The organism is Streptomyces sp. NPDC058620 (assembly GCF_042717135.1).
Classification (GTDB): Bacteria; Actinomycetota; Actinomycetes; order Streptomycetales; family Streptomycetaceae; genus Streptomyces.
Genome location: NZ_JBHXQO010000006.1, coordinates 72995 through 89223, shown reverse-complemented (window position 1 = coordinate 89223; position 16229 = coordinate 72995). Strand labels below are relative to the sequence as shown.

Sequence of the window (16229 nt, the reverse complement as noted above, 5' to 3'; positions counted from 1 at the left end):
CAACCGGCAGGATGAGGCATGACCTGGACTTTCACGGATGATGTCGACGTTTTTCTGGATACGGCGGGTGAATGGCTGGCCGCCCGCCCCGCGGACAACACCCTGGTGCTGACCGTCACCGCGTCGCTGCGCCGCGATGGCCGGCACGCCTATGGCGGGGGCGATCCGGTGCTCGGCTGGTGGCGGGGGGCCGGCGGCGAGATCGCGGGGACACTGGTGCACACTCCGCCGTATCCGCCGTTTCTGGGCGTGACCGCCCCGGAAGCAATCACTCCGCTCACTCTCGCCCTCCCTCTGACCCGTATCAACGCGGACCGCGCGACCGCCGAGGCGCTGGTCGCGCACTGGCCCGGCCACCGGGTCGAGGAGGAGCAGCGGCTCTACCGGCTCGGGACGCTCGTCCCGCCCTCCCCGGCCCCGGCGGGCCGGCCGCGGACGGCGACGGCCGCCGACCGGGAGCTTTTGCTGGACTGGCACTTCACGTTCGCCGAGCAGGTCGGCCAGCCCGGCACTCATGTCGAGCGGCTCGTCGACGACCGGACGACGTACGGCGGGCTGACGCTCTGGGAGGACACGGGTGTGCCCGTGGCGATGGCGGGCGTCTCCCGGAACATCGCGGGTGTGGTGCGGGTGACGACGGTCTACACCCCTTCGGAGTACCGGGGCCGGGGATACGGGGCGGCGGTGACGGCGGAGGTCAGCCGGGCGGCGCGGGAGGCGGGCGCCGAAGAGGTGCTGCTCTTCACGGACCTCGCGAACCCGACGAGCAACGGCGTGTACCGGCGCATCGGCTTCGAGACCGTCTCGGACCGGCTGTTGGTCAGTGCGGTGGCGCGGGCATGAGCGAGAACGCGGGCATGAGCGAGGACGCGACGCCGGAGGAGGAGCCGGAGCTGGAGCCGCGGTGGCTGATAGCGGCGAACGTGGTGCGGTGGCGGCGGTACGGGAAGGGCGGCCAGGAACTGCGGCCGGGGACCAAGGCGTGCCGGGGCGGCTCGAAGGTGTACGTGATCGGCTACCGTCCCGGTGGCGCCGACGTACTGACCACCATCGGGCGGGGGCGCCACACCGGTACCTACATCACGCTCGACCTGGCGACGCGCCATCTGCACACCTTCCGGGCCGCGTTGGTCCGCAGCCCCGTGGTTCTGCGGCGGGACGCGGAGGACACCGCGGGCCGTGACTGGGAGGGCCGGGAGCTCACCGAGGAGCGTGCGGCCCGGTTCGAGCGGCAGGCCGCCGAGGAGCGCCTCGCCCGGTGGCCCGGTATCCCCCACCCCACCCCCTGCCGCTGCCACGAGTGCCTGACGCTCAGCTCAGCGTGAGCCGTGGTCTGGGCGCGTCGGTGCGGCCTGCGGGCGGGGTGCGGCTGCCCGCGCGGTACGGCGGGGGCCAGGAGGCGCCGGGTCCGCGGTAGCCCTGCTCGGCCGCCGCGTGCAGGGTCCAGTGCGGGTCGTAGAGGTGGGGGCGGGCCAGGGCGCAGAGGTCGGCGCGGCCCGCGAGCAGCAGCGAGTTGACGTCGTCCCAGGAGGAGATGGCGCCGACCGCGATGACGGGGACGCCGAGGGTGTTACGGAGCCGGTCGGCGTACGGGGTCTGGTAGGAGCGGCCGTACTCGGGGCGTTCGTCCGGGACGACCTGCCCGGTGGACACGTCGATGGCGTCGGCGCCGTGTTCGGCGAAGGCCCTGGCGATACCGAGGGCGTCCTCGGCGCTCGTTCCGCCGTCGGCCCAGTCGGTGGCGGAGATGCGCACGGTCATGGGCCGGTCGGCGGGCCACTGCGCGCGGACGGCGTCGAAGACGTCGAGGGGGAAGCGGAGCCGGTTCTCCAGCGGGCCGCCGTACGCGTCGGTGCGGTGGTTGGTGAGCGGGGAGAGGAATCCGGAGAGCAAGTACCCGTGGGCGCAGTGGAGTTCGAGGAGGTCGAAGCCGCAGTCCGCGGCCCGGCGGGCGGCCGCGGTGAACTCCTCGCGGATCGCGTCGAGTCCGTCCCGGTCCAGCGCCTCGGGCACCTGGCTGACACCGGGCGCGTACGGGAGCGGGGAGGCGGCGGACACCGGCCAGTTGCCCTCGTCCAGCGGCTGGTCGATGCCCTCCCACATGCGTTTGGTGGAGCCCTTGCGGCCGGAGTGGCCGAGCTGGACGCCGATCGCGGCGCCGGGGGCGCTGTGGTGCACGAAGTCGGCTATCCGGGTCCAGGCGGCGGCCTGTTCGTCGGTGTAGAGGCCGGCGCAGCCGGGGGTGATGCGGCCTTCGGGGCTCACGCAGACCATCTCGGTCATGGTGAGTCCCGCGCCGCCCAGTGCGCGTGCGCCCAGGTGGACGAGGTGGAAGTCGCCGGGGACGCCGTCGGTGGCGGAGTACATGTCCATGGGCGAGACGACGACCCGGTTGCGCAGTTCCAGTCCGCGCAGGCGCAGCGGGGTGAACATCGGCGGGGTGCCGGGCGGGCAGCCGAACTCCTCCTCGACGGCACCGGTGAAGGCGGGGTCGCGCAGCCGGAGGTTGTCATGGGTGACGCGGCGGCTGCGGGTGAGGAGGTTGAAGGCGAATCTGCGGGGCGACTGGTCCACGTACGTGTCCAGCTCCTCGAACCAGCGCAGGCTGGCCGCCGCCGCGCGCTGTGTCGATGCGACGACCGGGCGGCGCTCCGTCTCGTACGCGTCGAGTGCCGTACGCAGGCCGGGCTGTTCCTCGATACAGGCGGCCAGCGCGAGGGCGTCCTCGACGGCGAGCTTGGTGCCGGAGCCGATGGAGAAGTGCGCGGTGTGGGCGGCGTCGCCGATGAGGACGGTACGGCCGTGCGACCACCGCTCGTTGACGACGGTGGTGAAGGTGAGCCACGAGGACTTGTTGGAGCGCAGCGGCCGGCCGTCGAGGGCGTCGGCGAACGTCTTGGCGCAGCGTTCGGTGGACTCGGCCGCGTCGCACCGGTCGAGCCCTGCGGCCCGCCACACCTCCTCGCGCATCTCGACGATGACGGTGGAGGCGTCGGCGGAGAAGGGATAGGCGTGCAGTTGCATCACGCCGTACTCGGTCTCCACGATCTCGAAACGGAAGGCGTCGAGTGCGAAGTCCGCGGCGAGCCAGACGTAGCGGTTGCGGTGCGTGGTGAGGTGCGGGCGGAAGACGTCTGCGTGTGCCTCGCGGGTGGCGCTGTGCACACCGTCGGCGGCGATCACCAGGTCGTACGCTGCGGCGAGTTCGGCGGCGGGCGGCGCCCCGGTGCGGAAGTGGAGACGGACGCCGAGGGAGTGGCAGCGGGCGTGCAGGATCTCCAGGAGCCTTCGGCGGCCGAGCGCCGCGAAACCATGCCCGCCGGACGTCTCGGTGCGGCCCCGGTGGACGATGTCGATGGTGTCCCAGCGGACGAACTCGTCCCTCAGTGCCGCGTACACGACGGGGTCGGCGTGCTCGATCCCGCCGAGGGTCTCGTCGGAGAGGACGACACCGAAGCCGAAGGTGTCGTCCGGGGCGTTGCGCTCCCAGACGGTGATGTCGCGCCCGGGGCCGAGCCGCTTGAGCAGCGCCGCCGCGTACAGGCCGCCGGGGCCGCCGCCGATGACCGCGATCCGCATCGAGTCGTCGGACATCGCGCTACCTGCCCTGCCACTTCGGCGGGCGCTTCTCGGTGAAGGCCGCGTGGAACTCGGCGTAGTCCTCACCGTTCATCAGGAGTGCCTGGGTGGCGGCGTCCATTTCGACGGAGGCCGCGAGGGGCATGTCGAGCTCGGCGGTGAGGAGCGCCTTCGTCTGCGCGAGTGCGAGCGCCGGTCCGTCGGCGAGTCTGCGGGCGAGCGCCGCCGCGCGGGCATCGGCCTGTCCTTCGGCCGTGAGCTCGCTGATCAGGCCGATGCGTTCCGCCTCGGGGGCGTGGACGGGGTCGCCCAGCATGAGCAGCCGCGTGGCGTGGCCGAGTCCGACGACGCGTGGCAGCAGATAGGCCGCGCCCATGTCGCCGCCGGAGAGGCCGACCCGGGTGAAGAGGAAGGCGAAGCGGGCGGTCGGGTCGGCGACGCGGAAGTCGGCCGCGAGTGCGAGAACGGCCCCGGCTCCCGCCGCCACGCCGTGTACGGCGGCGATAACCGGGAAGGGGCATTCACGAAGGGCGCGTACAACCTGTCCGGTCATCCGGTTGAAGTCGAGGAGCTCGGCGGTATCCATCGCCAGTGTGGCGCCGATGATGTCGTCCACATCACCTCCGGAACAGAAGCCGCGCCCCTCACCGGACAGTACGAGGGCGCGCACGGAGCGTTCGCGGGACAGTTCCGCCAGGAGGTCGCGCAGGTCGGCATAGGCGCCGAAGGTGAGCGCGTTGAGCTTCTCGGGCCGGGCGAGGGTGACGGTCGCGACGCCGTCGTCCCGGGCCAGCCGCAGATGGTGCCAGTCCTCCGTACGTGGGGCGGAACTGGGAAAAGGGCTCATGGGAGGTGGTCCCCTTCAGCCGACGGGCCGCTGAGCCTGCCCGCTCCGGGCGACTCGATCCACCTCGAAGTTATCACTCATATGTGACCGCCGTCAGGAGGGCGCGATAACCCAAACATGCGAGCGTTGTGGCGAAGGTCCCTTTCGTGCCGGTCCACCGCCTCTATGACTGCGCCACCCCACTTCGTATGGTTGAACGCAGGATTTGTCGATACCAGGAAGTCCCGCCCGGAACGGAATCAGCTGTGCCCCCCGATGTCCCCATTCCCGCGTCATGGCGTATCGCCCTGCCGCACTCCACGGCAGCCGTGCCGATCGCCCGCGCGCTCATCCGTACCGCGCTCACGGACATCGACGCCCCCGCTGACAGCTACACCGCGGAACTCCTCACCGCCGAACTGGTCGCCAACGCCGTCGAGCACACGGACGGCGACGAGCCCATCGAACTGGTCGTGGAGCTCATGGCGGCCGGCTGCCAGGTCGAGGTCCACGACCGCGACCCGTCCCCGCCGGGCGACCTCTCCCGCCCCGCCGCGGGCAGCACTCCCGATCCCTGGCAGGAGCACGGCCGCGGCCTCCTGCTGATCCGCACGCTGAGCTCCGCCTGCGGTCACCGCACGACGGAGCAGGGCAAGGCGGTGTGGTTCACCCTGCCCGCGATCCCCGCCCAGCCGTCCCCTCCCACGCGGCACGCCCGCGCGGCGGAGTGATTCAGGCGCCGGACCCCGCGGGGGCCATCGTGGCCACGAGCACGGCCTTGATGGTGTGCATGCGGTTCTCCGCCTCGTCGAAGACGACGGAGAACGCGGACTCGAAGACCTCGTCGGTCACTTCCAGCTCGGTCAGGCCGTACTCCGCGTGGATCTCGCGGCCGACCTTGGTACCGAGGTCGTGGAAGGCCGGCAGGCAGTGCAGGAACTTCACGTCGTCGTTGCCGGTGGACCGCAGGACGTCCATGGTCACGGCGTACGGCGCGAGCGCGGTGATGCGCTCGGCCCACACCTCCTTGGGCTCACCCATCGAGACCCAGACGTCCGTGGCGACGAAGTCGGCCCCGCGCACACCTTCGGCGATGTCCTCGGTGAGCGTGACCGTCGCCCCGCTGACCTGGGCGAGCTTCCTGGCCTGCGCGACGATGTCCGCCGCCGGCCAGTACGCCTGGGGAGCGACGATGCGGATGTCCATTCCGAGCAGGGCGCCGGTGACGAGATACGAGTTGCCCATGTTGAAGCGGGCGTCACCGAGGTAGGCGAACACCATCCCGTCCAGCGGCTTCGCGCTGTGCTCGGTCATCGTGAGCACGTCGGCGAGCATCTGGGTGGGGTGCCACTCGTCGGTCAGACCGTTGAAGACGGGAACACCGCCGTACGCGGCCAGCTCCTCGACCGCCCGCTGACTGTCGCCGCGGTACTCGATGCCGTCGAACATCCGGCCGAGCACCCGGGCCGTGTCCTTCACCGACTCCTTGTGGCCCATCTGCGAGCCGGAGGGGTCGAGGTACGTCGTGGACGCGCCCTGGTCCGCGGCGGCGACCTCGAACGCGCAGCGCGTGCGCGTCGACGTCTTCTCGAAGATCAGCGCGATGTTCTTGCCGCGCAGCCGCTGGACCTCGGCCCCCGCCTTCTTCGCGGCCTTGAGCTCGGCGGCCAGGCCGATCAGGCCGCGGAACTCCTCGGCCGTGAAGTCCAGCTCCTTGAGGAAGTGGCGGCCTGTGAGGTCTGTGGCCATGTGACTGCTCCTGGTCGGGCGAGGGTCGCTTGAAACGCTAACCCTGGAAGTCTATACGAAGCCCCGCATCGCTATACAGCGCCTATACGGGATCGCGGACCACCGGGCAGCTCATGCACCGGGGACCGCCGCGCCCGCGCCCCAGTTCGCTGCCCCGGATCTCTATGACCTCGATGCCCTGCTTGCGCAGATACGTGTTGGTGGTGGCGTTGCGCTCGTACGCGACGACGACCCCGGGCTCCACGGCCAGCACGTTGCAGCCGTCGTCCCACTGCTCGCGCTGCGCCGCGTGCACGTCCTGGACGGCGGTGAGCACCCGGATCGACTCCAGGCCCAGCGCGGCGGCGATGGCCCGGTGCATGTGCTCGGGCGGATGGTCGGTGACCTTCAGCTCCCGGGGACCGCTGCCGGGCTCGATGGTGTACGAACGGAGCATCCCGAGCCCCGCGTACTGGGTGAACGTGTCGCCGTCGATCATCGTCATCACCGTGTCGAGGTGCATGAACGCCCGGTTCTTGGGCATGTCCAGCGCCACGATCGTCCGGGCCGATCCCGCGTCGAAGAGCCCCTGGGCCAGCATCTCCACGGCCTGCGGTGTGGTGCGCTCGCTCATCCCGATCAGCACGGCGCCCCGGCCGATGACCAGCACGTCGCCGCCCTCGATGGTCGACGGGTAGTCGTCCTGCCCCTGCGACCAGTGGTGGAACACGCCCGCCTCCGGACTCGTGAAGAGGGGATGGTGACGGTAGATCGCCTCGAAGTGGACGGTCTCGCGCTGCCGGGCCGGCCAGCGCATCGCGTTGATGGACACCCCGTCGTAGATCCAGGCGGAGGTGTCACGGGTGAAGAGGTGGTTCGGCAGCGGCGCCAGCAGGAAGTCGTCCAGATCCATCACATGGAACCGCACCGAGGTCGGCTCGTTGTGCCGCTCCAGGAACTCCCGCTTCGTCATCCCGCCGACCAGCGCCTCGGCCAGTTCGGCGGTGGACAGTTCCTCGAAGGCGGCCCGCAGATGCTCGGTGGCGAGCGGACCGTACTCCTTCTTCTCGAACACCCGGTCAAGGACGAGCCGTTTGGCGACCGGGATGTCCAGCGACTCCCGGAGCAGATCACCGAAGAGATGCACCTCCACACCCCGGTCGCGCAGCACGTCGGCGAACCCGTCGTGCTCCTGCCGGGCGCGGCGCACCCACAGCACGTCGTCGAAGAGCAGCGCGTCCTTGTTGCCGGGGGTGAGCCGCTTGAGCTCCAGATCCGGGCGGTGCAGGATGACTCGGCGCAACCGCCCGGCCTCGGAGTCGACATGGAATCCCATGCCTCCATCCTCACCGCACGGAGCGCCGTTCACCCGGCGAATCGCTCCCCTCGTTCCTACAGCCTCGGGTCGACCGGCTCCGACTCAAGGGCCAGCACCGCGAAGACCGCCTCGTGGACCCGCCACAGGGGCTCCCCGTCGGCCAGCCGGTCCAGCGCTTCCAGACCCAGCGCGTACTCCCGCAGGGCCAGCGACCGCTTGTGGCCCAGGAACCGGGAGCGCAGCCGCTCCAGGTTCTCCGGACGGGTGTACTCGGGGCCGTAGATGATCCGCAGGTACTCCCGGCCGCGCACCTTGATGCCCGGCTGGACCAGCCTGCCCTTCTCGTCCCGTACGAGCGCCCCGAGCGGCTTGACGACCATGCCCTCGCCGCCCCGGCCCGTCATCTCCAGCCACCAGTCGATGCCGGAGCGCACCGATTCCTCGTCGCCGGTGTCGACGACGAGGCGCCGGGTGACCTGGAGCAGCCCGGTCGGGTCGTGCTCGACCAGCCGGTCCAGCCATGCCAGCTGTTCGTCGTGCGGTACGGAGGCCAGGGAGCGGCCCTGCACGGCGAGGATCTGGAAGGGCGCGAGCCGTACGCCGTCGAGCCCTTCGGTGCTCCAGCAGTAACGGCGGTACGCGCGTGTGAACGCGGCGGCGTCCTGTGCGCGTCCGCGCTGGCGGTCCGCCAGCGCGCCCACGTCGACGGAGCGGGCGGCCGCCGCTTCGAGGGCGGCGACGGCGGCGGGGAGGACCGCGCCCGAAGCGGCGCCGACCGCCGCGTACTGCGAGCGCAGCAGTCCGGCCGCCTTCAGCGACCACGGCATCAGTTCGGCGTCCAGGAGGACCCAGTCGGTGTCCCACTCCTCCCACAGCCCGGCGGCGGTGACGGCCGTGCGCAGCCGGTCGAGGACCGCTTCGGTGAGCGCGGGGTCGTCGAGGAACGGCCGGCCGGTACGGGTGTGCAGGGCGCCGGTCGGGCCTTCGGTGCCGAAGCGCTCGCGCGCCGCCTCCGCGTCGCGGCAGACCAGTGCCACGGCCCGCGAGCCCATGTGCTTCTCCTCGCACACGACCCTGGTGACACCGTCCGCCCGGTACTGGGCGAACGCCTCCGCCGGGTGCTCCAGGTAGCCGTCCTCCTGCGAGGTCGCGGTCGGCGCCATGGTCGGCGGGAGGTAGGCGAGCAGCCGGGGGTCGACGGCGAACCTGCTCATGACTTCGAGCGCCGCCGCGGCGTTCTCCTCGCGCACCGAGAGGCGGCCCATGTGCCGGGTCTCCACGATGCGCCGGCCCTGGACGTCGGCGAGGTCCAGCGGACGGCCCTCACGGCCGCCGGGGGCCCCGGACCCGAGCGGCTTGACCGGCTCGTACCAGACCTTCTCCGCGGGTACGTCGACGAGTTCGCGCTCCGGCCAGCGCAGCGCGGTCATCTTCCCGCCGAAGACGGCGCCGGTGTCCAGGCAGATGGTGTTGTTGACCCAGGAGGTGCTGGGGACGGGCGTGTGGCCGTAGACCACGGTGGCACGGCCCCGGTACTCCTCGGCCCACGGATAGCGCACGGGCAGACCGAACTCGTCGGTCTCACCGGTCGTGTCCCCGTACAGCGCGTGCGAACGCACCCGCCCCGAGGTGCGGCCGTGGTACTTCTCGGGCAGCCCGGCGTGGCAGACGACGAGCTTTCCCCCGTCCAGTACGTAGTGGCTGACGAGGCCGTCGATGAACTCCGCGACGCGTCCGCGGAACGCGGGGTCGACGGCGTCCTCGCGTTCCAGCTGCTCGACGGTCTCGGCGAGACCATGGGTGTGCTGGACACCGCGGCCCTTGAGGTAACGGCCGAGCTTGTTCTCGTGGTTTCCCGGTACGCACAGGGCGTTGCCCGACGACACCATGGACATGACGCGGCGCAGCACGCCTGGGCTGTCGGGGCCGCGGTCGACGAGGTCGCCGACGAAGACGGCGGTGCGCCCGTCGGGGTGCGCCCCGTCGACGTATCCGAGGGTCCCGAGCAGGGTCTCCAGCTCGGAGCTGCAGCCGTGGATGTCGCCGATGATGTCGAAGGGGCCGGTGAGGTGGCGCAGGTCGTTGTAGCGGCGCTCCAGCACGATGCCCGTGTGCTCGGCCTCCTCCTCGGTGCGCAGGATGTGCACCTTGCGGAAGCCCTCGCGCTCCAGACCACGCAGCGAGCGGCGCAGTTCGCGACGGTGGCGCTGGATGACGTGGCGCGGCATGCCGGCCCGGTCGGGGCGCTTCGCGTTGCGCGCGAGACAGACCTCTTCGGGCAGGTCGAGGACGATCGCGATCGGCAGCACGTCGTGCTCGCGGGCCAGCCGGACGAGCTGCTTGCGGCTCTCGGGCTGGACGTTGGTGGCGTCGACGACGGTGAGACGCCCGGCGGCGAGACGCTTGCCCGCGATGTAGTGCAGGACGTCGAAGGCGTCGCCGCTGGCGCTCTGGTCGTTCTCGTCGTCGGCGACGAGACCGCGGCAGAAGTCCGAGGAGATGATCTCGGTGGGCTTGAAGTGCTTGCGGGCGAAGGTGGACTTGCCCGATCCACTGGCCCCGATGAGCACGACGAGGGAGAGGTCGGTCACCGGCAGCGTGCGCGAGGTACTGGGGGTATCGGTGGTGCTGATGCTGCTCATGCGGCCTTCGCCTCCTTCTTGGTCCCGTGCGTAGCGTTCTTGGTCTCGTCCGCCGCGTTCACCGTGAACACGGCCATCTGCGTCGGCGGCCCGACCTCGGGGTCGTCCGGTCCCACGGGCACGAAGACCACCTCGTATCCATGGCGCTGCGCCACCTCCTCGGCCCACTGCCGGAACTCGGCCCTGGTCCACTCGAAGCGGTGGTCGCCGTGGCGCGCGTGCCCCGCGGGGAGCGTCTCCCAGCGGACGTTGTACTCGACGTTGGGCGTGGTCACGAGCACGGTGCGCGGCCGTGCCGAGCCGAACACCGCGTACTCCAGGGCGGGCAGTCTCGGCAGGTCGAGGTGCTCGATGACCTCGCTGAGCACCGCCGCGTCATACCCCTTGAGCCGCTTGTCGGTGTAGGTGAGCGAGCCCTGCTGGAGCGTGACCCGGCTCGCCTGCCGCTCGCCCATCCGGTCCAGCTTCAGCCGGCGCGAGGCGATGGTCAGGGCGCGCATCGAGACGTCGACGCCGACGATCTCGGTGAAGGCCACGTCCTTGAGCAGGGCCTGGACCAACTGGCCCTGGCCGCAGCCCAGGTCGAGCACCCGGCCCGCCCCGGCGGCGCGCAGCGCCTCCAGGATCGCCGCACGCCGCTGCTCGGCGAGGGGTACCGGCTTCTCCTCGGTGTCCTTCGTCTCGTCCACCGCGTTGTCCACGGAGGCCACGTCGAGGTCGTCCGACTCCGCGAGCCGTACGAGTTCGAGCCGCTCCATGGCCTGCCGGGTCAGCCCCCAGCGGCGGGAGAGGTACCGGCTGGTGATCAGCTTCTGCTCGGGGTGCTCGGCCAGCCACCCCTCACCGGCCCGAAGCAGCTTGTCCACCTCGTCCGGGGCCACCCAGTAGTGCTTGGCGTCGTCGAGCACCGGCAGCAGGACGTACAGCTGGCGCAGCGCGTCCGCGAGCCTCATCTCCCCCTCCAGCACCAGCCGTACGTAGCGCGAGTCGCCCCACTCCGGGAACTCCTCGTCCAGCGGTACGGCCACGGCCTGCACGCTCGTCCAGCCGAGCGGGCCGAAGAGCTTCTGCACCAGCTCGACGCCACCGCGCGCGGGAAGCGCGGGCACCTCGATCCGCAGTGGCAGCGACTGCTCCGCCCGCTCGGGCATGGCCCAGCACGCCCCGCCGAGCGCGGACTTGAAGACCGTGCTCATGGCGACGGAGAGCAGCGAGGAGGCGGCGTAGGGCCGGTCGTTGACGTACTGCGCGAGCGCCGCGTCCGGGGCGCCGCCCCGGCCCTTGCCCTTGCCACGCCGCACCAGCGCCACACTGTCCACCTCCAGCAGCAGGGCTGCCGTGCAGCGCTCCGCGGATGCCTCGGGATAGAAGACATGCGCGGTGCCGTGCGAGGTGGAGAACGTCTGCGCCTTCTCGGGATGCTTGTGCAGCAGAAAGCCGAGATCGGTGGCGGGACGCTCGGGGGTGCCGGTTGTACTGATAGTCAGGAACACCTGCCCGAGTATGGCCCCGGCACCCCGCTCCCACCAGGCATTTTCACGCTGGCAGCAGTTCTCCCAGCTCTCTGATCCGCCCGGGGCCGATGCGGCAGCACCCGCCGACCAGCCGTGCCCCGGCCTCCTGCCACCCCCGCACCCGCCCGGCGTCGAAGGTGCTGTCTCCCGCCCAGGCCCGGCGCTCGGCGTCCCACCGCTCGCCGCTGTTCGGATAGACGACGACCGGCTTGCCCGTGACCGCGGCCGCCGTCCCCACCGCACGGTCCGCGTCGGCCGGATCGCAGCAGTTGACCCCGACGGCCACCACCTGCCCGTTCCCCGCGGCCACCCCGAACGCCTCGTCCAGAGGCTGTCCCGCCCTGGTCCGGTGCCCCGCCACGCTGTACGAGAGCCACACGGGGAGCCCGAACTCCCCGGCCACTCGGAGCAGGGCCTCCGCCTCGTCCATGTCCGGCACCGTCTCCAGTGCCAGCGCGTCGGGCCGCGCCGCGGCCAGCGCCGCCACCCGGGGCCGGTGGAAGCGCTCCAACTCCCCTACGGAGAGCCCGTAGCGCCCCCGGTACTCGCTGCCGTCCGCGAGCATCGCCCCGTACGGACCGACCGAGGCCGCGACCCAGATCTGCCGCCCGGCCCCCGCTCCGGCCCTCCGGGCCAGTTCCACACTGCCGGCCAGCAGCTCCGCCGCGCGGGCCCGCCCGATCCCGCGCCGCTCGAACCCTTCGAACGTCGCCTGGTAGCTGGCGGTGATGAGCACCTGCGCGCCCGCACGGACGTACGCCGTGTGCGCGGCCTCGATCTGGTGGGGCGCGTCCGCCAGCAGGCGGGCCGACCAGAGCGCGTCCGAGAGATCGCAGCCCTGTGCCTCCAACTGGTTGGAGAGTCCGCCGTCCAGCAGGACGGTCCCTTCGGCGAGGGCCGCGCCGAGCGTGCGAACCGGCGGGTCCTGAACGGGACCTGCTGAACCGTGCGGCGGCCGGTCGGGGTGCATGTGCGCTCCTCCTCGTGCTGTCAGGAGGGACCCGGGCGGGGGCCGGTCCTCCTGTGACGTCAGGTGCCGTAAGGCGCCGTCAGACCAGTCGGTTCCTCGGGCCAGTCAGGCGAGCTGCGACTGGACCTGGGACGAGATCAGTTCCAGATGGTCGAGGTCGTCCAGGTCCAGGACCTGGAGGTAGACCCGGGACGATCCGATCGCGCCGTACCGGCCGATCTTGTCGACCACCTCCGCGGGCGAGCCCGCCAGTCCGTTCGCCTTGAGCTCCTCGACCTCCCGGCCGATGGCCGCGGCCCGTCGCGCGACCTCCGCGTCGTCCTTGCCCACGCAGACCACCAGCGCGTTGGAGTACACCAGCTCGTCCGGTCCCCGTCCGGCCGCCTTCGCGGCCTCCCTGACCCGGCCGAACTGCTTCTCGCTGTCCTCCAGCGAGGCGAACGGGATGTTGAACTCGTCCGCGTACCGCGCGGCGAGCCTGGGAGTGCGGGTCGCCCCGTGCCCACCGATCAGGACCGGCACCCTGGCCTGCGCCGGCTTGGGCAGCGCGGGCGAGTCGGTCAGCTGGTAGTACGTACCGTCGTAACTGAAGGTCTTGCCGGTCTCGGTCGCCCACAAGCCGGTGACGATCGCCAGCTGTTCCTCCAGCCGGCCGAACTTCTCCTTGGGGAACGGAATGCCGTACGCCTTGTGCTCCGCCTCGAACCACCCCGCTCCGAGGCCCAGTTCGACGCGTCCGCCGGACATCTGGTCGACCTGTGCGACCTGAATGGCCAGCACGCCCGGCAGCCGGAAGGTGCCCGCCGTCATCAGCGTCCCGAGCCGGATGCGCTTGGTCTCGCGCGCCAGCCCGGCCAGGGTGATCCAGGCGTCGGTGGGGCCGGGAAGTCCGTCGCCCGATCCCATGTGCAGATAGTGGTCGGACCGGTAGAAGGCGTCGAAGCCGAGGTCCTCAGCGGCCTTGGCCACGGTGAGCAGGGTGTCGTAGCTCGCCCCTTGCTGGGGCTCGGTGAAAATTCGAAGATCCATGCATCCATCCTGCACCTTCGAACACCGGCCGTCCCAGCTCCTCCGCCGCCGGGCCGGTCGGCCGAATTCCCGTCAGCCCGGGGCTTCCCGCCTCATGGCGGACCCGTCGCCGAGCCCGCCGGGCCGTGGAGCACTCCGAACGGACCGTCGCGCTCACGCTCCCTCTCCGCCTCCCGCTCCGCGAGCCGTCTCAGCATGCCGTGCACCCTGTCGACGGACTCGTCCGCGGCGTCTATCGCCTCGATGCACTGCCAGTAGAGGCCCTCCTCGTCGGTGTCGCACGCGACCCCGACCAGTGCGATGCCCACCTCACCGAGCAGAGTCACCAGCGCCGTCAACGACCGCTGCACATCGGCCACTTCGGTGAGCTGTGAGGCCCGTGTCCCACCAGCGAGCACCATCGGATGGTCGAGCGCCGAACCGCCCCGCCCGCCCGCTTCGCTGAGGCCGCGCGCCTCGGCACGCAACTCCACGGGCCCGCTCAGGACCAGCCTGCTGCCGACCGTCCCGGCGAGCGCCTGGGCCTGCCATGCCTCCGCCATCACGTTCAACGCCCCCCGGCTCTCGGCAAGAGCACGGCGGCCTGCCTCGATCAGTCGCTCCGCTTCCATGTCATTCCCCCGTCAGTACGAAAACCCGGTCACCTCTTTCATTACCCACAGTGAGGTGGCGAGCACCGAAAGAACAGAGGAATTCGGAAATCTGTGGACACCAAATCGACTGTGGACAAGTCGATCACTCCGAAGAGTGACCATTTTCGGGTTCTTGGCGCCCCGGGACCGGGAAGCGCACCTCGTTCCGGTCGATCTTGGCCGCCAGGGCGGCCAGCGGATCGACTCCCAGCACTTCGCAGAACTGCAGCAGATAAGCCAGCACGTCCGCGACCTCGTCGGCGACGCGGTGCGCCGTTTCCGGCTTCTCCATCACCCGCGCCGACTGCTCCGGTGTCAGCCACTGGAAGATCTCGACCAGTTCGGACGCCTCGACACTCAGCGCCGCCGCCAGGTTCTTCGGGGTGTGGTACCGCTCCCAGTCCCGTGCGGCGGCGAACGCGGCCAGCCGCCGCTGAAGTCCTGCTACATCCAGTTCGCTCACGGCCCCAGGTCTACCACTGCGGACCACCGCGGCTCCGGGCGCCTCACGGGCCTGCGGCACTGCCGCACGACCGTCCCCACATCGTGGGGCGCCCGGCGCTCCTTCTAGGCGTGGGGGACGCCCGTCGCCGCGACTCCCTCGACCTCCATGCCGACCGGTGCCAGCAGGAACACGTTGCGGTCGACGCGGTGCATCGCGCTGCCGAGCCCGAAGACCACACCACTGCTGAAGTCGAGGATGCGCTTGGCCACATCGGCCTCGGCAGCGGTCAGATCCAGCAGTACCGGAATCTGGGCGACCAGATACTCCGCCACTTCGCGGGCGTCCGCGAAAACCTGCACCCGCAGCACGACCAGCCGCCGCTGTTCGACCACCGGCTCGTCCGGGACCGTGCGGTGGTCGACCCGCGAAGGCCACTCGTTGCGGCCGCGCAGCGGCACGACCTGGGCGAGCCCTTCCCACTGTTCGTCGGTGGCGTCGTACCTGTCGTACCTGTCGTACCTGCTCACAGGGCCACCCCGTCCGTACGCCGGTCGACTGTGTGCCGGCTGCGCTCACTGTTCATCAGGCAAGTCTCTCGTCTCTCACCCGTTCGGCGTACCACCGACACGGGCACAGCACGACTCAGACAGCGATGACGGTGACTCCCGCCTCTGTGAAGCGGGCCGTCGCCTCCGGCGTGATATCGGAGTCGGTCACCAGCACGTCGACCTGTCCGAGATCGCAGACGCGGGCGAAGGCCCGCTTGCCGATCTTCGAGGAGTCCGCGGCGACGACCACACGCTGCGCCCGCTCGGCGAGCAGCCGGTTGATGCTGGCCTCGCCCTCGTGGTGGACGTACGCGCCGCGCTCGATGTCGATCGCGTTCACGCCCAGTACCGCGACGTCGAGGGTGATCTCGCTCATCACCCCGCTGGCCAGCGGGCCCGTCAGCTCGTACGACTGCGGCCTGGCCACCCCGCCGGTCACCACCAGTTTGATCTGTGGACGGATCACCAGTTCGTTGGCGATGTTCAGTGCGTTGGTCACCACGGTCAGCGTCGGCTGACCACCCGCCGACGCCCCTGTCTCGCCCACGATGTCCGGGCGCAGGGCCAGGGCCCTGGCCACCTCCGTCAGCGTGGTGCCGCCGGTCAGGCCCACCACTTCGCCCACGGCCACCAGTTCGGAGGCGGCGCGCCCGATCGCCTGCTTCTCCGGAGCGTGCCGGCCGGCCTTGTAGCGCAGCGCCAGTTCGTACGAGACGCCATGGGCGATGGCGCCGCCGCGGGTCCGGGTGAGCAGGTGCTGCTCGGCGAGCTGATCGAGATCGCGGCGAATGGTCGCCGCCGACACGTCCAGTGCCGCGGCGGCGTCCTCGACCTCAACCCGGCCGTTCTTTCCGACCAGTTCCAGCAATGCGTCCCACCGGGCGTCCCTGGCCACGAGTGTGCTCCTCACCTGTCCTGCCTGCGGCACCACGTTTCCCGGGAACGCGGTCGCCGGGCCCCGGACAGCGCAAGCGTCGCACAGGCCGTACGCACCCTTG

The 16229-nt window shown here is 70.9% G+C and carries 15 protein-coding genes; 3 read left to right on the top strand and 12 right to left on the bottom strand.

All coding sequences use genetic code 11. The features are described 5' to 3' along the window. Positions 1-18: 18 nt before the first annotated feature. On the top strand, positions 19-843 hold the full coding sequence (locus ACFWSK_RS09205; RefSeq protein ID WP_383783239.1) for a GNAT family N-acetyltransferase: 825 nt from the start codon (positions 19-21) through the stop codon (positions 841-843). Continuing rightward, positions 840-1325 (top strand): hypothetical protein, encoded by a 486-nt coding sequence (locus ACFWSK_RS09200; RefSeq protein WP_383783238.1) that lies wholly within the window; start codon positions 840-842, stop codon positions 1323-1325. The genes ACFWSK_RS09205 and ACFWSK_RS09200 overlap by 4 nt, the downstream gene beginning before the upstream one ends. Here ACFWSK_RS09200 and ACFWSK_RS09195 read toward each other — a convergent pair. Both ACFWSK_RS09195 and ACFWSK_RS09190 read right to left on the bottom strand, forming a co-directional pair. Beyond that, positions 1312-3594 carry a bifunctional salicylyl-CoA 5-hydroxylase/oxidoreductase gene (locus ACFWSK_RS09195; protein WP_383783237.1) on the bottom strand — a complete coding sequence of 761 codons (2283 nt, stop codon included), beginning with the start codon at positions 3592-3594 and terminating at the stop codon, positions 1312-1314. The two genes, ACFWSK_RS09200 and ACFWSK_RS09195, sit on opposite strands and share 14 nt — an antisense overlap. Before the next feature lie 4 nt (positions 3595-3598). Next, the gene (locus tag ACFWSK_RS09190; RefSeq protein ID WP_383783236.1) at positions 3599-4426 is read right to left on the bottom strand and encodes an enoyl-CoA hydratase family protein; all 828 of its coding nucleotides are present in this window, start codon (positions 4424-4426) and stop codon (positions 3599-3601) included. Between the two features lie 245 nt (positions 4427-4671). Here ACFWSK_RS09190 and ACFWSK_RS09185 point away from each other — a divergent pair, with 245 nt between their 5' ends. After that, a complete protein-coding gene (locus ACFWSK_RS09185; RefSeq protein ID WP_383783235.1) occupies positions 4672-5136 on the top strand; it encodes an ATP-binding protein in 465 nt (154 codons plus the stop codon). Between the two features lies 1 nt (position 5137). On the opposite strand, the gene argF is transcribed toward ACFWSK_RS09185, so the two are convergent. The 10 genes from argF to ACFWSK_RS09135 all read right to left on the bottom strand — a co-directional run bounded on the left by argF (position 5138) and on the right by ACFWSK_RS09135 (position 16126). Further along, complete coding sequence (argF, locus tag ACFWSK_RS09180; RefSeq protein ID WP_383783234.1) at positions 5138-6154, bottom strand: ornithine carbamoyltransferase; 1017 nt, start codon at positions 6152-6154, stop codon at positions 5138-5140. Between the two features lie 82 nt (positions 6155-6236). Further along, positions 6237-7469 carry an arginine deiminase gene (locus ACFWSK_RS09175; RefSeq protein ID WP_383783233.1) on the bottom strand — a complete coding sequence of 411 codons (1233 nt, stop codon included), beginning with the start codon at positions 7467-7469 and terminating at the stop codon, positions 6237-6239. 56 nt (positions 7470-7525) lie between these two features. Then, entirely contained in the window at positions 7526-10093 is a 2568-nt protein-coding gene (locus ACFWSK_RS09170; RefSeq protein ID WP_383783232.1) for a polynucleotide kinase-phosphatase, read from the bottom strand. Next, complete coding sequence (locus tag ACFWSK_RS09165; protein WP_383783231.1) at positions 10090-11586, bottom strand: 3' terminal RNA ribose 2'-O-methyltransferase Hen1; 1497 nt, start codon at positions 11584-11586, stop codon at positions 10090-10092. Before ACFWSK_RS09165 ends, ACFWSK_RS09170 begins: the two co-directional genes overlap by 4 nt. Before the next feature lie 43 nt (positions 11587-11629). Continuing rightward, positions 11630-12577: a homocysteine S-methyltransferase gene (gene mmuM / locus ACFWSK_RS09160; protein ID WP_383783230.1), complete on the bottom strand. Its 948-nt coding sequence runs from the start codon at positions 12575-12577 to the stop codon at positions 11630-11632. Between the two features lie 105 nt (positions 12578-12682). Further along, entirely contained in the window at positions 12683-13606 is a 924-nt protein-coding gene (locus ACFWSK_RS09155) for an LLM class F420-dependent oxidoreductase (protein ID WP_383783229.1), read from the bottom strand. 92 nt (positions 13607-13698) lie between these two features. Beyond that, a complete protein-coding gene (locus tag ACFWSK_RS09150) occupies positions 13699-14217 on the bottom strand; it encodes a DUF6099 family protein (protein WP_383783228.1) in 519 nt (172 codons plus the stop codon). Positions 14218-14341: 124 nt separating this feature from the next. Continuing rightward, the gene (locus ACFWSK_RS09145) at positions 14342-14701 is read right to left on the bottom strand and encodes a nucleotide pyrophosphohydrolase (protein WP_383783227.1); all 360 of its coding nucleotides are present in this window, start codon (positions 14699-14701) and stop codon (positions 14342-14344) included. 104 nt (positions 14702-14805) lie between these two features. Then, a complete protein-coding gene (locus tag ACFWSK_RS09140) occupies positions 14806-15210 on the bottom strand; it encodes a cell division protein SepF (protein WP_383783226.1) in 405 nt (134 codons plus the stop codon). 115 nt (positions 15211-15325) lie between these two features. Then, a complete protein-coding gene (locus tag ACFWSK_RS09135; protein WP_383783225.1) occupies positions 15326-16126 on the bottom strand; it encodes a DeoR/GlpR family DNA-binding transcription regulator in 801 nt (266 codons plus the stop codon). Positions 16127-16229: the final 103 nt, after the last annotated feature.